Source organism: Micromonospora sp. MH33 (assembly GCF_003013775.1).
GTDB classification, from domain to species: domain Bacteria; phylum Actinomycetota; class Actinomycetes; order Mycobacteriales; family Micromonosporaceae; genus Micromonospora; species Micromonospora fulviviridis.
Map to the genome: position 1 here is coordinate 1 of NZ_MUYZ01000061.1, position 19,984 is coordinate 19,984.

Sequence of the window (19,984 nt, forward strand, 5' to 3'; positions counted from 1 at the left end):
CGCCGCCCGGGCCGCGTCCGGCCCGGCCCGGCGGGCCACCGCGACCGCCCAGTTCGGCGGGCTGGCCGCCCGGCAGGGCACCACGTACACCGGCTCCTCGTTCGGCGCGGCCGGCGGGGGGCCGCGGACCGGGACACTGGTCCGGCGGCAGGGCTGAGGCCCGCCAGAGCACGGTGTGCCGTCCGCGGCGGACGCGCACCGTCGGAGCCGCCGTCAGACCGGTGACGACGGCTCCGCCGGCCGGGATGCGCGCAGGGGGCATGCATCCCGGCCGGTCCGCCGCGCCGCGAACGGTGATCCACGCGCACCCCTAGCCGACCGGGCCTCCGGCGATTAGCGTCTAGGCATGGCACGGGGTTCTCCCGGGCCAGCCGGACAGCCCGGACCTGCGACCTCGCGCACGGGGCCCGCATCCGACCCCGTGTCCACCGGGCACCGGACGAGGCGGAACTCGGGTGGCCGGGTGCCCATCCGCGGAGCAGGCCTGTGACCACTCGCCGTACCCCCGCCGGTGCCGACCAGACCCCGGCCGCGACCGCCACCACCCGCCGGACCACCCGCGGTCGCCGCGCGGCCGCCGCGTCCGCCGGCACCGAGGAGCCCCGACCAGCCGGCCCGGCCTTCGTCCTGGACACCTCGGTCCTCCTCTCCGACCCCGCGGCGTTCCACCGCTTCGCCGAGCACGAGGTGGTGCTGCCGCTGGTGGTGATCTCCGAGCTGGAGGGCAAGCGCCACCACCCCGAGCTGGGCTGGTTCGCCCGGCAGTCGCTGCGCATGCTGGACGAGCTGCGGGTGGAGCACGGCCGGCTGGACCGGCCGGTGCCCGCCAACGACCAGGGCGGCACCCTCCGGGTGGAGCTGAACCACACCGACGACGGGGTGCTGCCGCCCGGGTTCCGGAACGAGTCGAACGACGCCCGGATCCTCTCCGTGGCGCTCAACCTCGCCGCCGAGGGGCGCGAGGTCACCCTGGTCAGCAAGGACATGCCGCTGCGGGTGAAGGCGGCCTCGGTCGGCCTGCGGGCCGACGAGTACCGGCACGGTCAGGCCAGCGACCCCACCTGGACCGGGATGGCCGAGCTGGAGCTGGCCGAGGAGGAGATCGGCCGGCTGTACGCGGGGGAGACGCTGGACCTCGACGCCGCCGCCGGCCTGCCCTGCCACACCGGCCTGGTGCTGCAATCGGGGCGTGGCTCGGCGCTCGGCCGGGTGCTGCCGGACAAGACCGTCCGGCTGGTCCGTGGCGACCGGGAGGCGTTCGGCGTGCACGGCCGCTCGGCGGAGCAGCGGGTCGCGCTCGACCTGTTGCTGGACGAGTCGATCGGCATCGTCTCGCTCGGCGGCCGGGCCGGCACCGGCAAGTCGGCGCTGGCGCTCTGCGCCGGCCTGGAGGCGGTGATGGAGCGCCGCCGGCACAAGAAGGTCGTCGTGTTCCGCCCGTTGTACGCGGTCGGCGGCCAGGAGCTGGGCTACCTGCCCGGCTCGGAGTCGGAGAAGATGTCGCCCTGGGCCCAGGCCGTCTTCGACACCCTCGGCTCGGTGGTGCACGAGAACGTGCTGGAGGAGGTCACCTCGCGGGGCCTGTTGGAGGTCCTGCCGCTGACCCACATCCGCGGCCGGAGCCTGCACGACGCCTTCGTGATCGTCGACGAGGCGCAGTCGCTGGAGCGTGGCGTCCTGCTCACCGTGCTGTCTCGGATCGGTCAGGGCTCGCGGGTGGTGCTCACCCACGACGTGGCGCAGCGGGACAACCTCCGGGTGGGGCGGCACGACGGGGTGACCGCGGTGATTGAGGCGCTGAAGGGCCATCACCTCTTCGCGCACGTCACCCTCAGCCGTTCGGAGCGTTCTCCCATCGCCGCGATGGTCACCGATCTACTGGAGGACATTCCGCTCTAAGGCTGAAATTTGTCCCGATTTGATGAGGCTCGCCTTGTGGTGCAGATCACATTTGGCGTCCTTGGTTTCCCATCGGCCTCACTGTGCGCAATGGTGTCCATCGAGCGCTTACGACACACCACCAGCCCGGCGGAGAGCTGCGAGCACCGGTGCGTCGGCTGCGACCGAGAGGGTCGGGGCGCTCACGGCGCCGGCGCGGCCGCTCCAGGGCCACGCGTCGCGCCGTGTCCTTGCCCCCGACGAAGGGACACTTCGTGAGTCGGCTGTGGAGCCGGTTCGGCGCCCGTACGGCCGCTGTCGCGCTACTCTCCGTGGGCGTTGCCGGTGGCTTCTACCTGGGCGAAGACCGACAGACCCAGCAACAGGGCCTGACCGCGCAGGTCGGCCTCAAGGTCGACCGGACGGAGTACGCGTACCAGCGCGACCTCCAGGCCGACCACCGCCTGGCGTCGGCCAAGCAGCGGGCCGCCGAGTACCAGGCCAAGCTCCGGGCCGCCGCGGCGGCCAAGGAGGCCGCCGAGCGGGCCAAGGAGGCCGAGGCGGCGGCCGCGTCCCGCAAGAAGGAGCGGGAGGCCGCGGAGAAGGCGGCGGCCAAGCCGTACGACGGGCCGATCCCGTCCTCGTGCGAGGAGTTCAGCGGCAACCGCAAGATCGGTTGCGCGATCATGCTCGACGAGGGCTTCGGCATCGACCAGTTCCCCTGTCTGGACAAGCTCTGGACCAAGGAAAGCGGCTGGAACCACAAGGCCTACAACGAGGGGTCCGGCGCCTACGGCATCCCGCAGGCCCTGCCGGGCAGCAAGATGGGCTCGGTGGCGGACGACTGGAAGACCAACCCGGCCACCCAGATCAAGTGGGGCCTCGGCTACATCGAGGGCCGCTACGACGACCCCTGCGGCGCCTGGGCGCACTCGCAGAGCACCGGCTGGTACTGATCGGACACCGACGGCGGGGCGTGCGGAGATTCGCACGCCCCGCCGTCGTCGTGCCGCGCTCGGGTGGCGGTCCGCCCCGATTGCTGATAGCTCTTGACGGATGACCTGGCAGGACGGCCCGACGGGCGGCGACCCACACCGGTTCGGCACCGAGGCGTTCTACGCCTCCCTCGGCCGCGCCTTCGTCGCCATGTGCGCGGTGGTGCCGGTGCTGTTCCTCGTCGAGGCCGTCGACGTCGGCCTGAACGCCGACCTCGACGTCACCGCCGGCATCATCCCGCACCGCATCCAGGGGCTGGACGGCGTGTTCTTCTCGCCGTTCCTGCACGCCGGCTGGAACCACCTCTACAGCAACAGCATCCCGCTGATCCTGCTCGGCACCTTCGTGCTGGCCGCCGGCACCCGCCGGTTCCTCTGGTCCACCCTGGTGATCATCCTGGTCAGCGGGCTGGGGGTGTGGTTCACCGGCTCGCCCAACTCGGTGGTGGTCGGCGCGAGCGGGGTGATCTTCGGCTACCTCGGCATCCTGCTCACCCGCGGCATCGTCGAGCGGAGCTGGTGGAACTTCGCCGTGGTGCTCCTGGTCGGCCTGCTCTACGGCTGGCAGCTGCTCGGCATCCTCCCCACCGACGAGCGCATCTCCTGGCAGGGTCACCTGTTCGGGCTGCTCGGCGGGGTCGTCGCGGCGGTCCTGTTCCGCCGTCGCCGGGCCGAGGTCGCGGGGCGGGACACTCTCGGCTCACCCCCGGTCACGTCGCCCTGACGGCACGTCCACCCGCCGGCGGGACATGCTTGCCCGCGGCCACCGGCCCGCCTACCGTCGGGATCAGCACGCGTTGATCCCCTGGCGAAATGACGGGACGGTACGCCATGCGCGAGGTCGATGTCGCCGTGATCGGGGCCGGCCCCGCCGGGCTGTTCGCCGCCTACTACGCCGGGTTCCGCGGGCTCTCGGTGGCCGTGATCGACGCGCTGCCCGAGCCGGGTGGCCAGGTCACCGCCATGTACCCGGAGAAGCTCATCCTCGACGTCGCCGGGTTCCCCGCCATCAAGGGGCGCGAGCTGGTGGCCAACCTGGTCGCCCAGGCCGCGCCCTTCCGACCGGAGTACCTGCTCGGCGTGCGCGCCGAGAAGCTGTCGTACCTGGACGGGCGGCCGGTGCTCGGGCTGGCCGGCGGTGACCAGCTGCACTGCGGCGCGGTGCTGGTCACCGGCGGGCTGGGCAGCTTCAGCCCCCGGCCGCTGCCGGTGGCCGACAGTTTCGTGGGCACCGGGATCGTCTACTTCGTACCGCAGCCGACCGAGCTGACCGGGCGGGACGTGCTCATCGTGGGCGGCGGCGACTCGGCGTTCGACTGGGCGGTGACGCTGGCCCCGATCGCCCGCTCGGTGACCCTGGTGCACCGGCGGGACCGGTTCCGCGCGCACGCCTCGACCGTCGACCGGGTGCGCGCGCTGCCGGTGCGGATCGTGGTCAACGCCGAGGTGAGCCGGCTGTACGGGGAGGACCGGGTCACCGGCGCCGAGCTGACCGTACGCGGCGGCGCGGTGGAGGCGCTGCCGGTGGACACCGTGGTCGCCGCGCTCGGGTTCACCGCCGATCTGGGCCCGCTCGCCGAGTGGGGGCTGAACCTGGACCGGCGGCACATCGTGGTCGACAGCGCGATGGCCACCAACCTGCCCCGGGTCTTCGCGGCCGGGGACATCACCGACTACCCGGGCAAGGTCCGGCTGATCGCCACCGGTTTCGGCGAGGCGGCCACCGCGATCAACAACGCGGCGGTCGTCATCGACCCGAGCGCGCACCTCTTCCCCGGCCACTCCTCCGACGGCACCTGACCGGCTTCGGCGGGCTCAGGCGGCGGGCAGGCCGATCAGGTCGGCCATCAGCGCGGTCTGGTGGTCGAAGTACTCGTCGCGGTGCGGCAGCGTGCGGTTGATCCGGCCGAACAGCTCGAAGCTGATCAGCCCGAACAGCTGGGTCCAGCCGGCCATGCCCCGGGCCAGCAGGGCGGGTGGCAGGTCCACGGCGAGCAGGGCGGCCAGCTCGGCCACGTCCGACCGCAGCGGTTCGGGCAGTTCCTCGCCGGACGGGGCGAGCAGTCCGGCGGCCACCCCGTCGCGGAGGATGCCGACCAGGGTCACCGGGGGTCGCTGGGCCGGCGCCACGGTGTCGTCCGGGGCCGCGTAGCCGGGGACGGGGCTGCCGTAGAGCAGGGCGTACTCGGCGGGGTGGTCCAGCGCCCAGGACCGGGCGGCCCGGCAGGTGGCGTGCCAGCGCCCGCGCAGGTCGGCCCGGTCGGTGCCCGCGTCGGCCGCCTCCACGGCGTCGCCGAGCGCCTCGTACGCGTCGAGGATCAGCGCGGTGAGCAGGTCGTCGCGGCTGGGGAAGTAGCGGTAGATCGCCGAGGAGACCATGCCCATGTCCCGGGCGACCGCGCGGAGCGAAAGGTTGGCGCCGTCGGTGGCCAGGTGGCGGCGGGCGACGGCCTTGATCTCGTCGATCATCCCGGCGCGGACCCGGGCGCGGAGCGAGGGAGCGACCATGCCTTCACTCTGCCATGGGTGAGAGCGCCAATCAAAACCGAGAGCACTGCTCTTGACGAGTGGCCCGATGGCGAGGCATGCTCTGTTTCGAGAGCGGTGCTCTCACACCGAACTCCTGCTTCGAAGGGTGGCCCCCATGGCCCTGCACGTGATCGTCGGCGCCGGACCCGTCGGCACCGCCACCGCCCGCCTCCTCGCCGAGCGCGGCGAGCGGGTTCGGGTGGTGACCCGCCGCGGCACCGGGCCCGCGCACCCCGCGATCGAGCGGATCGCCGCCGACGCCGCCGACGCGGAGCGGCTGACCGCGCTGACCGAGGGGGCGGCGGCGCTGTACAACTGCGCCAACCCGGCGTACCACCGGTGGCCGCTGGACTGGCCGCCGCTGGCCGCCGCCCTGCTCACCGCCGCCGAGCGGACCGGCGCCGTGCTCGCCACCGTCGGCAACCTCTACGGGTACGGCCCGGTCGACGCCCCGATGACCGAGGCGACCCCGCTCGCCGCCACCGGCACCAAGGGGCGGGTACGCAACCGGATGTGGGCCGACGCGCTGGCCGCACACCGGGCCGGCCGGGCACGGATCACCGAGGTACGCGGCTCCGACTACGTCGGCGCGGAGGGCACCTCGCTGGCCATGATGGTGCTGCCCCGGGTGCTCGCCGGGCAGCGGGTGTTCCTGCCGGTCGACTGGGACGCCCCGCACACCTGGACGTACATTCCCGACGTCGCCCGTACCCTCGTCGCCGCCGCGACCGACGAGCGGGCCTGGGGACGGGCCTGGCACGTGCCCAGCGCCCCCGCCGTGTCGATGCGGGACCTGGCCGGCCGGGCGGCGGCCCTGGTCGGTGCGCCCGCGCCGCGACTGACCCGGATGCCGTACCCGGTGCTCTGGGTCGCCGGACTGGCCAACCCGTTCGCCCGGGAACTGCGGGAGACCGCCTACCAGTTCGACCGGCCGTACGTGCTGGACTCGACCGCCGCCACCGCCACTCTCGGCGTCGAGGCGACGCCGCTGGACCGGGTGGTCAAGGAGACGGTGGCGGCGCTGCGCGGATGAGCGGCCGCGGGGGCGGTCCGAGGGCGGCGACCAGCACCGCGACCAGGGTGAGCCCCGCACCGAGCAGGGTGGTCGGCGTCGGGTGGGAGGCGGCGGTGGGCAGCAGCACGTCCAGCAGGACGGCGCCGACGACCTGCCCGGCGATAGTGGCCAGGCCGAGCAGGAGCACCCCGGTGAACCGGACGATGGCGGCGGCCAGCGCGATGAACACGATGCCGATGGGGCCACCCACGTAGAGCCACGGCTCGGCCGGGAAACTCCCGGTCGGGCGGCCCCGGACCGCCACCTCCACCGCGAAGGTGGCGAGCAGCGCCACTGTCCCGACGGTGAAGTTGACCAGCGTGGCGGTCATGGCGCTGCCGGCCGCACCCCGGACCCGGCCGTTCACCGCCTGCTGCCAGGCGATGCCCACCCCGGCGGCCAGCGGCAGCAGGGCCAGCGCCAGGGCGCCCGGATCGCCGAGCCGGTCGCCCACCGCCAGCAGCACGGCCAGCACGGTGAGCACCGCGCCGACCAGCCGGTTCGGGGTGACCGGCTGCCGGCCGGTCGGGCCGATGCCGGCCCGGTCGACCAGCAGGCTGCTGCCGGTCTGCCCGGCCACCACGGCGACCGTGAACACCGCCACGCCGAGGGTGCCGATGGTCAGCCCCTGGGTGGCGACCAGGAAAGCGCCGCAGACCCCGCCGAGGCACTGCCACGGCCGCAGCGAGCCGTCCCGGAGTGCGGCCCGCAGGGCCGCCATCCCTCGCCGGCCACCGGGGGTGGCGGGGACCAGCACGACCAGCACCAGCAGGCCCACGCCGAACGAGACCACCGCGGCGGCGATCCCGTCGGCCAGCCGTACGCCGAGCTCGCCGTTGATCCGGGACTGCACGGCCACCGCGACCCCCGAGGCGGTGGCCAGCCCGGTGCCGGCGATCCGCCGCGTGGTCGACAGCGTCGGGGGCGCCGCCGTCCCGGTCGCGGTCACTCCTGCTCGGCCAGAGGGCGGCCGTCGAAGTCGACCGCCGAGTAGAGCGCCAGCTTCTCCAGCCGGTGGTAGGAGTCGATCACCCGGATCGTGCCGCTCTTGGAACGCATCACGATCGACTGGGTGTACGCCCCACCCGCCCGGTAGCGCACGCCGCGCAGCAGGTCGCCCGAGGTGACGCCGGTGGCCACGAAGAAGCAGTTGTCGCCGGTGACCAGGTCGTCGGTGAAGAGCACCCGGTCCAGGTCGTGCCCGGCGGCCAGCGCCTTCTCGCGCTCCTGCGCGTCCTTGGGCCAGAGCTTGGCCTGCATCATGCCGCCCATGCACTTCAGCGCGCAGGCCGCGGTGATGCCCTCCGGGGTGCCGCCGATGCCCATCAGCACGTCGACGTCCGACTCACCCCGGGCCGCCGCGATGGCCCCGGCGATGTCGCCGTCGGAGATGAACCGGATGCCCGCCCCGGTCCGCCGGATCTGCTTCACGAGGTCGTCGTGGCGCGACCGGTCCAGCACGCAGACCGTCACCTCGGCGGGGTCGGTGCCCTTGACCTTGGCGATCCGGCGGATGTTCTCGGCCACGCCGGCGTTGATGTCGACCACGTCGGCGTACATCGGGCCGACGGCGAGCTTCTCCATGTAGAAGACGGCGCTCGGGTCGAACATCGCGCCCCGCTCGGCCACCGCGAGCACCGCGAGGGCGTTCGGCATGCCCTTGCTCATCAGCGTGGTGCCGTCGATCGGATCGACCGCAACGTCCACCAGGGGACCCGTCCCGTCGCCGACCTCCTCGCCGTTGAAGAGCATCGGGGCGTTGTCCTTCTCGCCCTCGCCGATCACCACGACGCCGCGCATCGGGATCGAGTTGATGAGCTTGCGCATGGCATCGACGGCGGCCCCGTCGCCGCCCTCCTTGTCGCCCCGGCCGACCCAGCGACCGGCGGCCATGGCCGCGGCCTCGGTGACCCGGACGAGGTCGAGGGCGAGGTTACGGTCGAGATCCTGCGGGGTCCGCGTCCTGGTGGTTGTCATCACGGGTTCCTCCTCGCGACGTTGCGGGGTGGACCGGCGGGATGCGGCCGTCGCCGCCGCCGGTTTTGTCGCTGATCCTCACACGATCTCAGGTTCGACGCGGGAGCGGGGCGGAGGAGGGCAGGATCACGTCACCCGGACGGCTGCGAGAATGGGCGGGTGGAACCCGCACAGCCTGCCGACCGCGTACCGACCGACGCCACCCCGCCGGACGGCCAGCCGCCGGTGCGACCGACCCCCGGGGCGGCCCCGCCGGCCGGGGAACCGGCCCTGGTCGAGTCGACCGGGCCCGTGCCGCCGGCCGACGCCGGCGAGCATCCCGCCCCGCCCGCGCGGAAGGAGAAGGCCCGGTCTGAGCGGTCGCCGAAGGACATGGCGCTCTCGCTGCTGGTGCTGCTGGTCCCGATCGCCCTGCTGATCGCCTTCTACCGGGGTTTCCTCGGCGGGGACGAGCCGGTCACCGTCGACCCCGCGCCCGCCGTCGAGCAGGCCCGCGCGGCCAACGCCTTCCCGGTCGCCGAGCCGCAGGGACTGGGCTCCGACTGGCGTACGGTCAGCGCCCGCTACCAGACCGAGCCCGGCGGCGGCACGTTGCGCATCGGCTACCTGACCCCGGAGGGCCGGGGCGCGCAGCTGGTGGAGAGCAACGTGCCGGCGGAGAAGCTGCTGCCGGCCGAGCTGAGCGGCGGCCAGCCGCAGGGCCCGGCCGACCTGCCCGGCGGTGTGAGCTGGCAGCGGTACACGGCCCGGGGCAACGAGCAGGCCCTCGTCCTGCTGGAGCCGAACCGCACCGTGATCGTCGTGGGTGACGCCGGGGAGGCGGAGCTGCGCGAGCTGGCCACCGCGCTGCGCTGAACCGCTCCCGCCGTCGCTGCCCCCCGGGGCGGGCAGCGGTCCGCTACGCTGCCCGAGCCCGACAAACCGGTACGCGTGACGCGTCCCGGACAGCAACCGGAAAGAGATATCTGTGAACATTCGACGGTGGAGCGTCGGCGTCCTCGCCGCCGCCCTGTTCGTCCCCGGTCTGGCCGCCTGCAAGACCGAGGCCGACTCGCCGACCGCCGACAGCAAGTCCACCGCCCCGGCGGTGCCCGCGGATCCGAAGGAGGCGCTGGCCGCCTCCACCAAGGAGATCCAGCAGGGCAACTTCAGCTTCGCCATCAAGGGTGGCGAGTTCAACGGGGACGGCAAGGTGCACATGCCGTCCAAGAGCGCCGAGATGAAGATGTCCAGCGGCGCGTCCGCCGCCGACGACATCTCGATGAGCATGCACCTGGTGTTCATCGACACCGACAGCTGGCTCAAGCTCGACCTGGACGGCGCGATGGCCGACGCCATCCCCGGCTTCAAGGCGACCAAGGGCAAGTACCAGCACCTGGACCGCACCAAGATCAAGGACGCCAAGGAGCTGAACTTCGACTTCAGCGACGTGGACCCGGCCGGCAGCGACAAGATGATCAAGGCGATCACCGACGTCAAGAAGACGGGTGAGGGCACCTACGAGGGCACCATCGACGCCAGCAAGGCCGCCGACTCGGACCTCCTCGACGCCGAGACCGTCAAGGCCCTCGGCACCAAGGCCACCGCCGTGCCGTTCACCGCCAAGCTCGACGCGCAGGGCCGGCTGACCGAGTTCGCCGTGCAGGTGCCGGCCGCCGGCGCCGCCGAGGCGCAGACCGTGACCGTCACCTACGCCGACTACGGCACCGCCACCGCGGTGCAGGCCCCGCCGGCCGCCCAGGTCGTCGAGGCGCCCGCCAGCATCTACGAGATGTTCAAGGGCTGATCCTTCAGCGGTCGGGGGCGGCTCGCGCCGTCCCCGGCCGCCGCCCCGGTTGCCGTCGCGCACCGGACAGGGATTGCGGAACACCGCTTCAGGGAACAGAAGGGGCCACGAGCCCGCCGGGGCCGACCACACCGGCCGGATCGGGCTCGTGCGCCGGAGCCGGCGTCCGGGCTGCGGCGCCCGACTCCGGCACCTCCGTGGGCCGGACGACCCACCTGGAGAGGTTGACGTGAAGATTCGACGCTTCAGCGCCACCGCGTTCGCCGCGGCGCTGCTCATTCCCGGCCTGGCCGCCTGCAACGACAACGGCACCGCCGGAGCGGGGGCCTCCGCGACACCTGCCGCCTCCGGCAGCATCGCCCCGAGCGGCACCCCCGCCGGCGACGCCAAGCAGGCGCTGCTGAACTCCACCAACGCGATCCGCGACGGGAACTTCCGGTTCACCATGTCCGGCGCGGGCTCCACCGCCGAGGGGCAGGTGCACGAGCCCAGCCAGAGCGCCGAGATGCGGATGACGATCGGCGACCCGTCGTCGGACCTGATGATGAAGCTTGACCTGATCCACGCCAAGCCCGACAGCTGGGTCAAGCTGGAACTGGGCGGCAAGGCAGCCGCCAGCGTGCCGGGGCTGAAGAACCTCAACCTCGGCAAGTACCAGCATCTCGACCAGACCCGGATCCAGGGCAACCGGGCGCTCGGCTTCGACTTCGACAAGGTCGACCCGGCCGGCAGCGCGGTGCTGACCCAGGGCGTCACCGAGGTCCGGCAGACCGGCGACGGCGCGTACGCGGGCACCGTCGACGTGTCGAAGGCGGCCGAGGCGGGCTCGCTCGACCCGGCCGTGATCACCGCGCTCGGCGCGCAGGCCCAGTCGGTGCCGTTCACCGCCAAGGTCGACACGCAGGGCCGGCTCAGCGAGCTGGTGCTGCAGATCCCGGCCGCCGGCCAGAGCGCCGCGCAGGACCTGAAGATCACCTACTCGGACTACGGCAACGCCGCCGCCGCGCAGAAGCCCCCGGCCGACCAGGTCGTCGAGGCACCGGCGGAGTTCTACAACCTGTTCAACTGAGCGTGCCGGCGGGACGGCTCCGGCCGTCCCGCCGCTCAGTCCTCGGCGCGTTGCCGGGCGGCGTCGATGCGGGCCCGGGCGCCGTCCAGCCAGCGCTGGCAGATCCCGGCGAGCTGCTCGCCGCGCTCCCAGAGCGCCAGCGACTCCTCCAGCGAGGTGCCACCCGCCTCCAGCCGTTCGACCACCGAGGCCAGCTCACCCCGGGCCTGCTCGTAGCTGAGCTGCTCGTCCTTCGTCGTGTCAGTCATCGGGTCCCATTCCATCAGCCGTCCACGGTGGCGGTCAGCTCGCCCTCGGCGAGGCGTACCCGCAGCGGGTCGCCCTTGGCCACCTCGGACGCGGCGCGGACCACGTGCCCGTCGGCGCGCTGGACGATGGCGTAGCCCCGGTCGAGGGTGGCCGCGGGGGAGAGGGCGCGCAGCCGCGCCAGGGTGTGCCGCAGGTCGTCGGTGGCGGCGCCCAGCCGGTGGTCCAGGCAGCGGCCGGTCCGGTCGCGCAGCGCGCTGACGTCGGTGGCCCGCTGGTCGACCATCACCTGCGGGCGGGCCAGTACCGGCCGGGAGCGCAGCAGGTCCAGCCGGTGCTGCTCCCGGTCGACCAGGTTGCGCACGGCCCGTTCCAGCCGGGACCGCGCCTGGCCGATGAGGCGCACCTCCTCGGTGAGGTCGGGCACGATCCGCTTCGCCGCGTCGGTCGGCGTGGAGGCACGCACGTCGGCGACGTAGTCGAGCAGCGGCGCGTCGGTCTCGTGGCCGATCGCGCTGACCACCGGCGTGCGGCAGGCGAAGACCGCCCGGCAGAGCGCCTCGTCGGAGAAGGGCAGCAGGTCCTCGATGCTGCCGCCGCCCCGGGCGATGACGATCACGTCGATCGTCGGGTCGGCGTCGAGCACCTTGAGCGCGCCCACGATGTCGGGCACCGCGCCGGGCCCCTGCACGGCCACGTTGACCGTCCGGAACTCCACCGCCGGCCACCGGCGGCGGGCGTTGGTCAGCACGTCCCGCTCGGCGGCCGAGGCGCGGCCGGTGATCAGCCCGATCCGGCCGGGCAGGAACGGCGGCCGGCGCTTGCGGGCCCGGTCGAAGAGCCCTTCGGCGGCCAGCAGCTTCTTGAGCTTCTCCAGCCGGGCCAGCAGCTCGCCGAGCCCGACCTGCCGGATCTCGTCGGCGCGCAGGCTGAGCGTGCCCCGGGCGGCGTAGAACTCGGGCTTGGCGTGCAGGACCACCCGGGCGCCCTCGCGCAGCTCCGGTGCGCCCGCGTCGAGCACGTCGCGGTTGGTGGTGACGGTCAGGCTGAGATCCGCCGACGGATCACGCAGCGTCAGGAAGACGGTGCTCGCCCCGGGCCGCCGGCTGATCTGCGCCACCTGCCCGTCCACCCAGACCCAGCCCAACCGGGCGATCCAGGCCCCGACCTTCTGGCTCACCACCCGGACCGGCCACGGCTCCTCGGACGTGCTCCGCTCCCCCTCGCTCACCCGACCACCCTAAGCCCCACCCCCGACGAGGCCCGCGTCGATCATGAGGTTGGCGGCGATGTCGATCTCCGGAACCACCGCCAACCCCATGATCGACGGTCGGGCCGAAAGCCGGCACGTACGATGGTCGGGTGACTGAGGCTGAGACTTCCCGGACCGGCAAGCGCGTGCTCCTGGCCAAGCCCCGCGGCTACTGCGCGGGCGTGGACCGGGCGGTGCAGACCGTCGAGGAGGCGCTGAAGCTCTACGGCGCGCCGATCTACGTCCGCAAGCAGATCGTGCACAACAAGCACGTGGTGCGGACGCTGGAGGCCAAGGGCGCGATCTTCGTGGAGGAGAACGAGGAGGTGCCGGAGGGCGCCACCGTCATCTTCTCCGCCCACGGCGTGGCCCCCGAGGTCTACGAGCAGGCCAAGGCACGCTCGCTCAAGGCGATCGACGCGACCTGCCCGCTCGTCACCAAGGTGCACCAGGAGGCCCGGCGGTTCGCCGCCGAGGACTACGACATCCTGCTGATCGGCCACGAGGGGCACGAGGAGGTCATCGGCACCGCAGGTGAGGCGCCCGCGCACATCCAGCTGGTGGACGGCCCGGACGGCGCCGACAAGGTCACCGTGCGCGACCCCGACAAGGTCGTCTGGCTCTCCCAGACCACCCTCTCGGTCGACGAGACCCTGGAGACCGTGGCCCGGCTCAAGCAGCGGCTGCCGCTGCTCCAGTCCCCGCCCAGCGACGACATCTGCTACGCCACCTCCAACCGCCAGCACGTGGTGAAGGAGATCGCCCCGGACTGCGACGTGGTGATCGTGGTGGGCTCGCGGAACTCCTCCAACTCGGTCCGGCTGGTCGAGGTGGCGCTGGACGCCGGCGCCCGCGCCGGATACCTGGTCGACTTCGCCCACGAGATCGACGACGCCTGGCTGGCGGGGGCCCGCACCGTGGGGCTGACCTCGGGCGCCAGCGTGCCGGACGAGCTGGTCCAGCAGGTGCTCGCACACCTGGCCGAGCGCGGCTTCGCCGACGTCGAGGAGATCACCACCGCCAACGAGCGGCTGACCTTCTCGCTGCCGCAGGAGCTCAAGCGGGACCTGAAGGCCGCGGCGGCCCGCGGCTGACCGGCCGGAACGAAACCACCGCCCGCCACGTCCAACCGCTCATGAAGACTCCTCGGACAGCGCTCGTCGCCCTGCTCGCCGGCGCGGCGCTGACCGCCTGCGCCGGCCCGGGCACCGAGCCCGCCGGCCCCACCCCGACGGGAGCCGCCCCGGTGACCAGCCAGCCCGACCCCGGCCCCAGCACCGGTCCGAGCATCGGCCCGAGCCGCCCGGATCCCACCTGGAAGGGCGGGCCGTCGAAGCCACCCGGCCCCGGTGCCACCACGCTCACCGGCACGATCCGCGCCGGCGTCGAGCCGAACTGCCTGCTGATCGACGACCACCTGCTGATCGGCGGCCCGCGCGACGTGCTCACGCCCGGCGCCCGGGTGGAGGTCACCGGCCGCTCGGAGCCCGGCATGATGACCACCTGCCAGCAGGGCACCCCGTTCGTCGTCGAATCCGCCCGCCGCGCCTGAGCGCACCCGGGAAACCGGGCCGGGAAACGGCGAAGCCCCGCCCCCCGGATGAGGGGCGGGGCTTCTGACTCAGCGGGTCAGTTGACCGCACCGACCTCCACCGAGCCGCGGCCGACGACCGCGCCCTCGGTGGTGGTGACGGCCAGGTCACCGTAGAGCTCCCGGCCGGCGGCCGGGGTGGACTGGGCGGTCACCGTACCGGTCAGGGTGGCGGTGGCGCCGTTCGCCAGGGACAGCGGGGTGCTGGGGGCGGAGAGCGAACCCAGCGCCGGGGCGGCGAACGAGTCGCGGTAGTCGTACGCGGTGGTCGGGTCGCTCATCGCGTAGCCGTCGACGACCACCCGATAGGTGCCGGCGGCCGGGTTGGACAGCGTGACCGCCTCCTCCGAGTCACCGTCGGCCGACTGGCCCACCCGGGTCGCGCCGAGGAAGACCGACAGGTCCAGGTCGGCGCTCAGGTCGGACGGGTTGCCGATCCGGGCGGTGAACGAGGTGGCCCCCGCCGGGACGTCCACCGTGTATTCCTGGCGAGCACCCTGGGCGATGCTCGGCCGCTCGGCGTGCACACTGGCCAACGGGCCGCCGACGCCGGTCACCTGAACCGGGCCGAAGACGTTGGTCAGGCCCCAGCTCACCTCGGTCGGGGTGCCGGCGGTCACCGACGGCAGCTCGACCACGGCCGGCTCGACCTTGACGCCCTGCACCCGCGCCTGCAGCTGGAACGGGTTGTCCAGCGTCGGCGACGTACGCCGGGCCTCCACCTCGATCTCCCAGACGCCCGGCAGTGGGTTCTGGTAGTCCCGCTCCTGCGGCTTGCAGGCGGCGGCGTCGGAGAAGTTGGTGTAGCAGCCGGTGCTCGCGGTGCTCTCGACCGGCACGCCGTACGGGTTGAAGGCGATGAACCGGGTCTGCGAGCCGGTGGCGATGCCGGAGAGGTTGACCTGGAGCGCGCCCGCGCCCTCCGGAACCGTCACGAAGTACGAGGTGAAGCCGTTCCGCTCGACCGAGCCCTCGGCGGAGAACGAGTAGGCCGGGGCGGAGACCGCGGCCGAGGCGACCACGACGGTGGCGACCTCGAAGTCGACCACCGAGGTGGCCGGGTCGTCGACGGTCATGATCGCGCCGTGCGCGCCGGCGGTCAGCGGCTTGGCCTTCACCTTGACGGTGACGGTCTTGTTCAGCGGCAGCCACACGACCGCCGGGGCCGAGAAGGTGCCGTCGTTGCCGCGGAAGGCGACGGTGTGCTTGAGGCCCTTGTTCGGGCCGCTGGTGCGGGTCAGCTTGACCTCGTAGGAGCGGCTCTCCTTGACCTTCTGCCCGCCCTCGCCGGCCGCGCAGCGGTTGTAGATGCCGGTGCCCACGTTCGGGGTCGGCTCGAAGCCGCCGGTGGCCGCGTCGTACCTGGTCAGGTTGGCCGACAGCTCGGTGCAGACCGGCGCCGTGGAGGTGTAGCCGCGGGTCTGCACGCCCGCGGCGAGCAGGTTCCACGCGCCCGGCACGTTGAACATGCCGTAGCCCTGGGCGTACGTCGGAACGCCCGCGATCGGCTTGGCCGAGGTGTAGACGGCCCGGCGCAGCGCGGCCGGGGTGACCGCCGTGCCGGTCGCCTTGGCCGCCGACAGCAGCAGCGCGGCGGCGCCGGTGGCCTGCGGCGAGGCCATCGAGGTGCCGTTCAGCATCTGGTAGCCCGGGGGCAGGGGGTAGCCGGCCTCGGGGACCGGGTTGCCGGGCTGCCAGGTCGGCGCGGTGGAGATGGCCGAGCCGGGGGCGGAGATGTTGGGCTTGAAGCCGCCGTCCTCACGCGGGCCGCGCGAGGAGAAGTTGAACAGCGCGTTCTCCTTGCGGACGACCGAGCCGTAGTTGGCCAGCCAGGTGTCCTTGCTGACGTTCGCGGCCACGCTGACCACGTTGCCGGCCACCGAGGGGTCGCCGACGGTGTTCAGGCCCGGGCCGGAGTTGCCGGCCGAGATGAACATCTGCACGCCGTACGTGGTGATCAGGCTGTTGTAGAGCTCGGAGCGGGCGTTGGCGCCGTCGTTCAGCGCCGGCAGGCCGCCGATCGACATGTTGACCACGTCGACCTTGCGGTTGACCACCAGGTCCACCATGCCGGTGGTGAGCGCCGCCGCGGTGCAGCCGCCGCCCCACGAGCAGGCCCGGGCGGAGACCAGCTTGGCGCCCGGGGCGGCGCCGTCGAAGGCGCTGTTGCCCAGCATGTCGTTGGCGGCGGTGATGCCGGCGACGTGGGTGCCGTGGGTGCTCTCGATGATGCCGATGTTGACGAAGTCGTAGTACGGGCCGGCCTGGCCGTCGGCCGGCGCGATGTCCACGTTCCTGCGGTACTCGACCACGAACGGGATCTGCTCGCGCACTGCGGTGGCCGGGTTGTCCGTGCCGAAGTGGCCGACCTGGAACTTCTCCTTGTACGGCCGCATCGGCTCGTCGTCGGTGAAGTCGTTGTTCTGGTTGGCGTCGACCCGGATGTCGCCGTTGGCCGGGTTGTAGAGGATGCCCCAGAAGTCGGTGGTGTCGCCGTCGCGGTTGACGTCGCCCCGCGCGTCGCTGCCCGCGGTGATGTTCTCCCGGAAGACGTTGAACTTGTAGGAGCCGGCCGGCGCGGTCCAGGTGCCCAGCGTGGTGGTGAACGAGGGACCGGCCACGTCGGTGGCCATCGCGCGCCAGGAGGCGTCCTCGAGCGGGTCGGTCGCCGTGACCCAGTCGACGATCTTGCGCTCGCCGGTGGTGGTCTTCTGCAGCGCCGGCTGGTCCAGGTCCACCCCGGAGTCCATGATGCCGATGGTGACGCCGCGGCCGTCCCACTCCGGGTGCGCGGCCTTGAAGGTCTCCGCGCCGGTCTCGTTGGTCGGCATGTACGGGTTGACCGCGCCGGTGTCGGCGCCCGGGCCGGACAGGGTCTCGCCCTGCGCGACGGTCTTCGCGCCGGCTGGGGCGGCCTCGGGGGCCGGGTCGGGGAGCTTGATGGTCTCGTCGAGGTCGACGGCGGAGACGCCGGGGAGCGTCGCGGCCTTGAGGACCTTCGCGGTGGGGACCTTGGCCAGCAGGTAGCCGACCTCGTCGTAGCGCTGGCTCACGGAGGCGCCCAGGCCGGTCAGCCCGTCGGCGACCTTCTTGGCCGAGCCCTTCTTGGCGGCGATGATCAGGGTGACGGTCGGAGCGTGCTTCGCCTCCGCCTCGTCCAACAGCTTGGCGTCGTGGGCGCCCAGCGTCTCGGCGGCGGTCGGCTGCGAGACGTCGGGGGCGGCGGCGGGGGCTGCGCTCGCGGTCGCGGCGCCACCCCCGACGGTCATGGCGCCGGCCGCCAGGACCGAGGCGAAGAGCGCGGCGGAGGTACGCCGGCTCCGGTTGCGGGGTTGACTCACGTTCTCTTCCTCCAGAGAACAGGGCCCTACAGAAACAGGGCGCACGTGACCGTGATCCTTCGGTCTGGCCCTGTCGGTGTCACTACTCCGAAGTGGGTTGTGACCACTCCGTGACTCGGATCGGCCGTCATCGTCACGTTGCGCGTGTCAACCGTCGATGGCCGCCGGTCGTTCGGCCGATGTGGAGATCCCCTCGACCAGCTCCGGGGCCTGTGGCTGGCGGGGTGCCAGCTCGACCTGTGCCGGGGCGGCCAGCTCCTGGTCGGAGACGCCCAGCTCGGCCAGCTTGCGGGCGCTGACCAGCACCCGCGCCTCCAGCGAGCCGACCGCCCGGTTGTACGCGGTCACCGCCCCGCCCAGGGCGCCGCCGAGCTTGCCGACGTGGTCGCCCAGGGTGGACAGCCGCCCGTAGAGCTCGCGGGCCAGCGAGTGGACGGTGGCCGCGTTGCGGGCCAGCGCCTCCTGCCGCCAGGAGTAGGCCACCGTGCGCAGCAGCGCCACCAGGGTGGCCGGCGTGGCCAGCACGACGTTGCGGGCGAAGGCGTGCTCCAGCAGCGACGGGTCGCGCTGCAACGCCACGTCGAGGAACGGGTCGGCCGGCACGAACAGCACCACGAAGTCCGGGGTCTGGTCGAACGCCGCCCAGTAGGTCTTGGCGGCCAGCCCGTCGACGTGCGCCCGCAGGTGCCGCGCGTGCGCGTCGAGGTGCGTGTCCCGTCCCCGCTCGTCGCGCGCCTCCATTGCGGTCAGGTAGGCGTCGAAAGGCGCCTTGGCGTCGACCACCACCGTCCGGCCGCCGTGCAGCCGGACCACCAGGTCGGGGCGGACCCCCTGGTGGTCGGTGGCCGCGGTGACCTGCTCGCTGAAGTCGCAGTGCTCCAGCATGCCGGCGGCCTCGACGATCCGGCGCAGCTGGTGCTCACCCCACCGGCCGCGCACCTGCGGGGCGCGTAGCGCCGCGACGAGCTGTTTGGTCTCGGTGCGCAGCTCGCCGGAGACCGCGCTCATCGACCGCACCTGCTCGCGCAGCTCGGCGTAGGCGTCGACCCGGTCGCGCTCCAGCTCGGCGACCCGCTGCTCGTAGCGGCGGAGGGTGTCGTGCAGCGGGGCCACGGCCCGGGCCACCGCCTCCTGGGACTGCGCGGTCGCCTCGTAGCTGAGCGCCCGCATGGACTGCTCCAGCCGCCCCTCGCCCTCCCGGGTGGCGGCCAGCGTCGCCTCCAGCCGGGCGATGTCGGTCGCCGAGCGGGACCGGGCGGCCAGCCAGCCCACCGCGCCGCCCGCGGCGAGGCAGAGCACCACCACGGCCAGCGTCGAGAAGCTCATGCCGAAGAGCTTGCCAAACGGGTACGACGTGCGCCCGCTGGGTACGTTCGAGGTCATGGAGGTTGCCCTGTGGGTGGTCCTGATCCTGGTGCTCGGAGGTGCGCTCGTGTTCTGGCGGTGGGGGAGCAGGTCCCGGCGGGCCACCGAGCTGGCCGACGCGCGCGCTGAGGCGCAGCGCTGGTACGAGCGGCTCGGCGGCCAGTTGATGAACCTGCACGGGGACGCCCCGGCGGTCCGCCAGGCGCTGGCCGACGCGGGCGAGCGGTACAACGCGGCCGGTTCCCAGCTGGAGCAGGCACGCACCCCGCACCAGTTCGCGCTGGCCCGGGAGACCGCGCTGGAGGGGCTGGCGTACATCCGGGCGGCGCGGACCGCCATGGGTATCGACCCGGGCCCGGAGCTGCCGCCGCTGGCCGCCGCCCGCGGCGCGGGGATGCTCACCAAGGAGCGCGAGGTCAACGTGCAGGGGCAGACCTACCGGGCCGGCCCCCAGCCGGGCAACGGGACGCCCTACTACTATCCGGGCGGAAACTGGCAGGGGCGGCCGGTGCCGGCCGGCTGGTACTCGACCCCCTGGTGGAAGACGGCGCTCGGCACCGGGGCCGGCGTGCTCGGCGGCATCCTGATCGCCGACGCGCTCTTCTCGCCCGCCTTCGCCGACCCGGGCTACGGCTACGACGCCGGCTACCAGGAGGGCTTCCAGGACGGCTTCGGCGACGGCCAGGACCAGGGCCAGGGCCAGGACTTCGGCGACCAGGGCCAGGACTTCGGCGACCAGGGCCAGGACTACGGCGACCAGGGGCAGGACTTCGCCGGCCAGGGGCAGGATTTCGCCGGCCAGGGCGACTACTCCGGCGGCTACGGCGGCGGGGATCTCGGCGGCGACTTCGGCGGCGGCGACTTCGGCGGCGGGGACTTCGGCGGCGGCGACTGGTAGCCC

Annotated in this window: 18 protein-coding genes; 11 read left to right on the forward strand and 7 right to left on the reverse strand. The window is 73.2% G+C overall.

Translation table 11 applies throughout. The features are described 5' to 3' along the window. Positions 1–486 precede the first annotated feature (486 nt). The 4 genes from B0E53_RS12560 to B0E53_RS12575 all read left to right on the forward strand — a co-directional run bounded on the left by B0E53_RS12560 (position 487) and on the right by B0E53_RS12575 (position 4,673). Positions 487–1,899, forward strand: coding sequence for a PhoH family protein (locus B0E53_RS12560; protein WP_107076226.1), 1,413 nt, complete (start codon positions 487–489; stop codon positions 1,897–1,899). Between the two features lie 254 nt (positions 1,900–2,153). Beyond that, on the forward strand, positions 2,154–2,834 hold the full coding sequence (locus tag B0E53_RS12565; RefSeq protein ID WP_167544550.1) for a lytic transglycosylase domain-containing protein: 681 nt from the start codon (positions 2,154–2,156) through the stop codon (positions 2,832–2,834). A gap of 100 nt (positions 2,835–2,934) precedes the next feature. Further along, positions 2,935–3,597 (forward strand): rhomboid family intramembrane serine protease, encoded by a 663-nt coding sequence (locus B0E53_RS12570; protein WP_107076227.1) that lies wholly within the window; start codon positions 2,935–2,937, stop codon positions 3,595–3,597. 107 nt (positions 3,598–3,704) lie between these two features. Beyond that, on the forward strand, positions 3,705–4,673 hold the full coding sequence (locus tag B0E53_RS12575) for an NAD(P)/FAD-dependent oxidoreductase (protein ID WP_107076228.1): 969 nt from the start codon (positions 3,705–3,707) through the stop codon (positions 4,671–4,673). Positions 4,674–4,688: 15 nt separating this feature from the next. Here B0E53_RS12575 and B0E53_RS12580 read toward each other — a convergent pair whose 3' ends face one another. Next, on the reverse strand, positions 4,689–5,381 hold the full coding sequence (locus B0E53_RS12580; protein ID WP_107076229.1) for a TetR/AcrR family transcriptional regulator: 693 nt from the start codon (positions 5,379–5,381) through the stop codon (positions 4,689–4,691). Between the two features lie 136 nt (positions 5,382–5,517). On the opposite strand from B0E53_RS12580, the gene B0E53_RS12585 reads away from it, so the two are divergent. After that, positions 5,518–6,435 carry an NAD-dependent epimerase/dehydratase family protein gene (locus tag B0E53_RS12585; protein ID WP_107076230.1) on the forward strand — a complete coding sequence of 306 codons (918 nt, stop codon included), beginning with the start codon at positions 5,518–5,520 and terminating at the stop codon, positions 6,433–6,435. On the opposite strand, the gene B0E53_RS12590 is transcribed toward B0E53_RS12585, so the two are convergent. Continuing rightward, entirely contained in the window at positions 6,404–7,372 is a 969-nt protein-coding gene (locus B0E53_RS12590; RefSeq protein WP_246835376.1) for a DMT family transporter, read from the reverse strand. The genes B0E53_RS12585 and B0E53_RS12590 overlap by 32 nt on opposite strands. A gap of 29 nt (positions 7,373–7,401) precedes the next feature. After that, positions 7,402–8,433: a class II fructose-bisphosphatase gene (gene glpX / locus B0E53_RS12595; RefSeq protein WP_107076232.1), complete on the reverse strand. Its 1,032-nt coding sequence runs from the start codon at positions 8,431–8,433 to the stop codon at positions 7,402–7,404. Between the two features lie 159 nt (positions 8,434–8,592). Between glpX and B0E53_RS12600 the strand changes: the two genes are divergently transcribed. The 3 genes from B0E53_RS12600 (at position 8,593) to B0E53_RS12610 (ending at position 11,288) form a co-directional block, all read left to right on the forward strand. Further along, entirely contained in the window at positions 8,593–9,288 is a 696-nt protein-coding gene (locus B0E53_RS12600) for a DUF4245 domain-containing protein (protein ID WP_107076233.1), read from the forward strand. Between the two features lie 112 nt (positions 9,289–9,400). Further along, positions 9,401–10,219, forward strand: coding sequence for a hypothetical protein (locus tag B0E53_RS12605; protein WP_210406045.1), 819 nt, complete (start codon positions 9,401–9,403; stop codon positions 10,217–10,219). Positions 10,220–10,448: 229 nt separating this feature from the next. Further along, on the forward strand, positions 10,449–11,288 hold the full coding sequence (locus tag B0E53_RS12610) for a hypothetical protein (RefSeq protein ID WP_107076234.1): 840 nt from the start codon (positions 10,449–10,451) through the stop codon (positions 11,286–11,288). A 35-nt stretch (positions 11,289–11,323) separates the two neighbouring features. On the opposite strand, the gene B0E53_RS12615 is transcribed toward B0E53_RS12610, so the two are convergent. Both B0E53_RS12615 and xseA read right to left on the reverse strand, forming a co-directional pair. Beyond that, positions 11,324–11,536: an exodeoxyribonuclease VII small subunit gene (locus B0E53_RS12615; protein ID WP_091321990.1), complete on the reverse strand. Its 213-nt coding sequence runs from the start codon at positions 11,534–11,536 to the stop codon at positions 11,324–11,326. A 14-nt stretch (positions 11,537–11,550) separates the two neighbouring features. Continuing rightward, positions 11,551–12,765, reverse strand: a complete 1,215-nt coding sequence (xseA, locus tag B0E53_RS12620) for an exodeoxyribonuclease VII large subunit (protein WP_107076235.1) — start codon at positions 12,763–12,765, stop codon at positions 11,551–11,553. 131 nt (positions 12,766–12,896) lie between these two features. Between xseA and B0E53_RS12625 the strand changes: the two genes are divergently transcribed. Together B0E53_RS12625 and B0E53_RS12630 are read left to right on the forward strand one after the other, a co-directional pair. Continuing rightward, entirely contained in the window at positions 12,897–13,880 is a 984-nt protein-coding gene (locus tag B0E53_RS12625; RefSeq protein WP_107076236.1) for a 4-hydroxy-3-methylbut-2-enyl diphosphate reductase, read from the forward strand. 41 nt (positions 13,881–13,921) lie between these two features. Then, positions 13,922–14,338: a hypothetical protein gene (locus B0E53_RS12630; RefSeq protein ID WP_107076237.1), complete on the forward strand. Its 417-nt coding sequence runs from the start codon at positions 13,922–13,924 to the stop codon at positions 14,336–14,338. A 77-nt stretch (positions 14,339–14,415) separates the two neighbouring features. On the opposite strand, the gene B0E53_RS12635 is transcribed toward B0E53_RS12630, so the two are convergent. Continuing rightward, complete coding sequence (locus B0E53_RS12635; protein WP_107076238.1) at positions 14,416–17,718, reverse strand: S8 family serine peptidase; 3,303 nt, start codon at positions 17,716–17,718, stop codon at positions 14,416–14,418. A gap of 147 nt (positions 17,719–17,865) precedes the next feature. Further along, on the reverse strand, positions 17,866–19,044 hold the full coding sequence (locus B0E53_RS12640) for a DNA recombination protein RmuC (RefSeq protein WP_107076239.1): 1,179 nt from the start codon (positions 19,042–19,044) through the stop codon (positions 17,866–17,868). A 55-nt stretch (positions 19,045–19,099) separates the two neighbouring features. Here B0E53_RS12640 and B0E53_RS12645 point away from each other — a divergent pair, with 55 nt between their 5' ends. After that, the gene (locus tag B0E53_RS12645) at positions 19,100–19,981 is read left to right on the forward strand and encodes a hypothetical protein (RefSeq protein WP_107076245.1); all 882 of its coding nucleotides are present in this window, start codon (positions 19,100–19,102) and stop codon (positions 19,979–19,981) included. Positions 19,982–19,984: the final 3 nt, after the last annotated feature.

What these genes read in the sequence shown, in the direction of transcription:
- B0E53_RS12640 (WP_107076239.1), bottom strand. Translation starts at nt 19,044, where the DNA reads ATGAGCTTCTCGACGCTGGCCGTGGTGGTGCTCTGCCTCGCCGCGGGC.
- B0E53_RS12575 (WP_107076228.1), top strand. Translation starts at nt 3,705, where the DNA reads ATGCGCGAGGTCGATGTCGCCGTGATCGGGGCCGGCCCCGCCGGGCTG.
- B0E53_RS12580 (WP_107076229.1), bottom strand. Translation starts at nt 5,381, where the DNA reads ATGGTCGCTCCCTCGCTCCGCGCCCGGGTCCGCGCCGGGATGATCGAC.
- glpX (WP_107076232.1), bottom strand. Translation starts at nt 8,433, where the DNA reads ATGACAACCACCAGGACGCGGACCCCGCAGGATCTCGACCGTAACCTC.
- B0E53_RS12585 (WP_107076230.1), top strand. Translation starts at nt 5,518, where the DNA reads ATGGCCCTGCACGTGATCGTCGGCGCCGGACCCGTCGGCACCGCCACC.
- B0E53_RS12615 (WP_091321990.1), bottom strand. Translation starts at nt 11,536, where the DNA reads ATGACTGACACGACGAAGGACGAGCAGCTCAGCTACGAGCAGGCCCGG.
- B0E53_RS12570 (WP_107076227.1), top strand. Translation starts at nt 2,935, where the DNA reads ATGACCTGGCAGGACGGCCCGACGGGCGGCGACCCACACCGGTTCGGC.
- B0E53_RS12630 (WP_107076237.1), top strand. Translation starts at nt 13,922, where the DNA reads ATGAAGACTCCTCGGACAGCGCTCGTCGCCCTGCTCGCCGGCGCGGCG.
- B0E53_RS12645 (WP_107076245.1), top strand. Translation starts at nt 19,100, where the DNA reads ATGGAGGTTGCCCTGTGGGTGGTCCTGATCCTGGTGCTCGGAGGTGCG.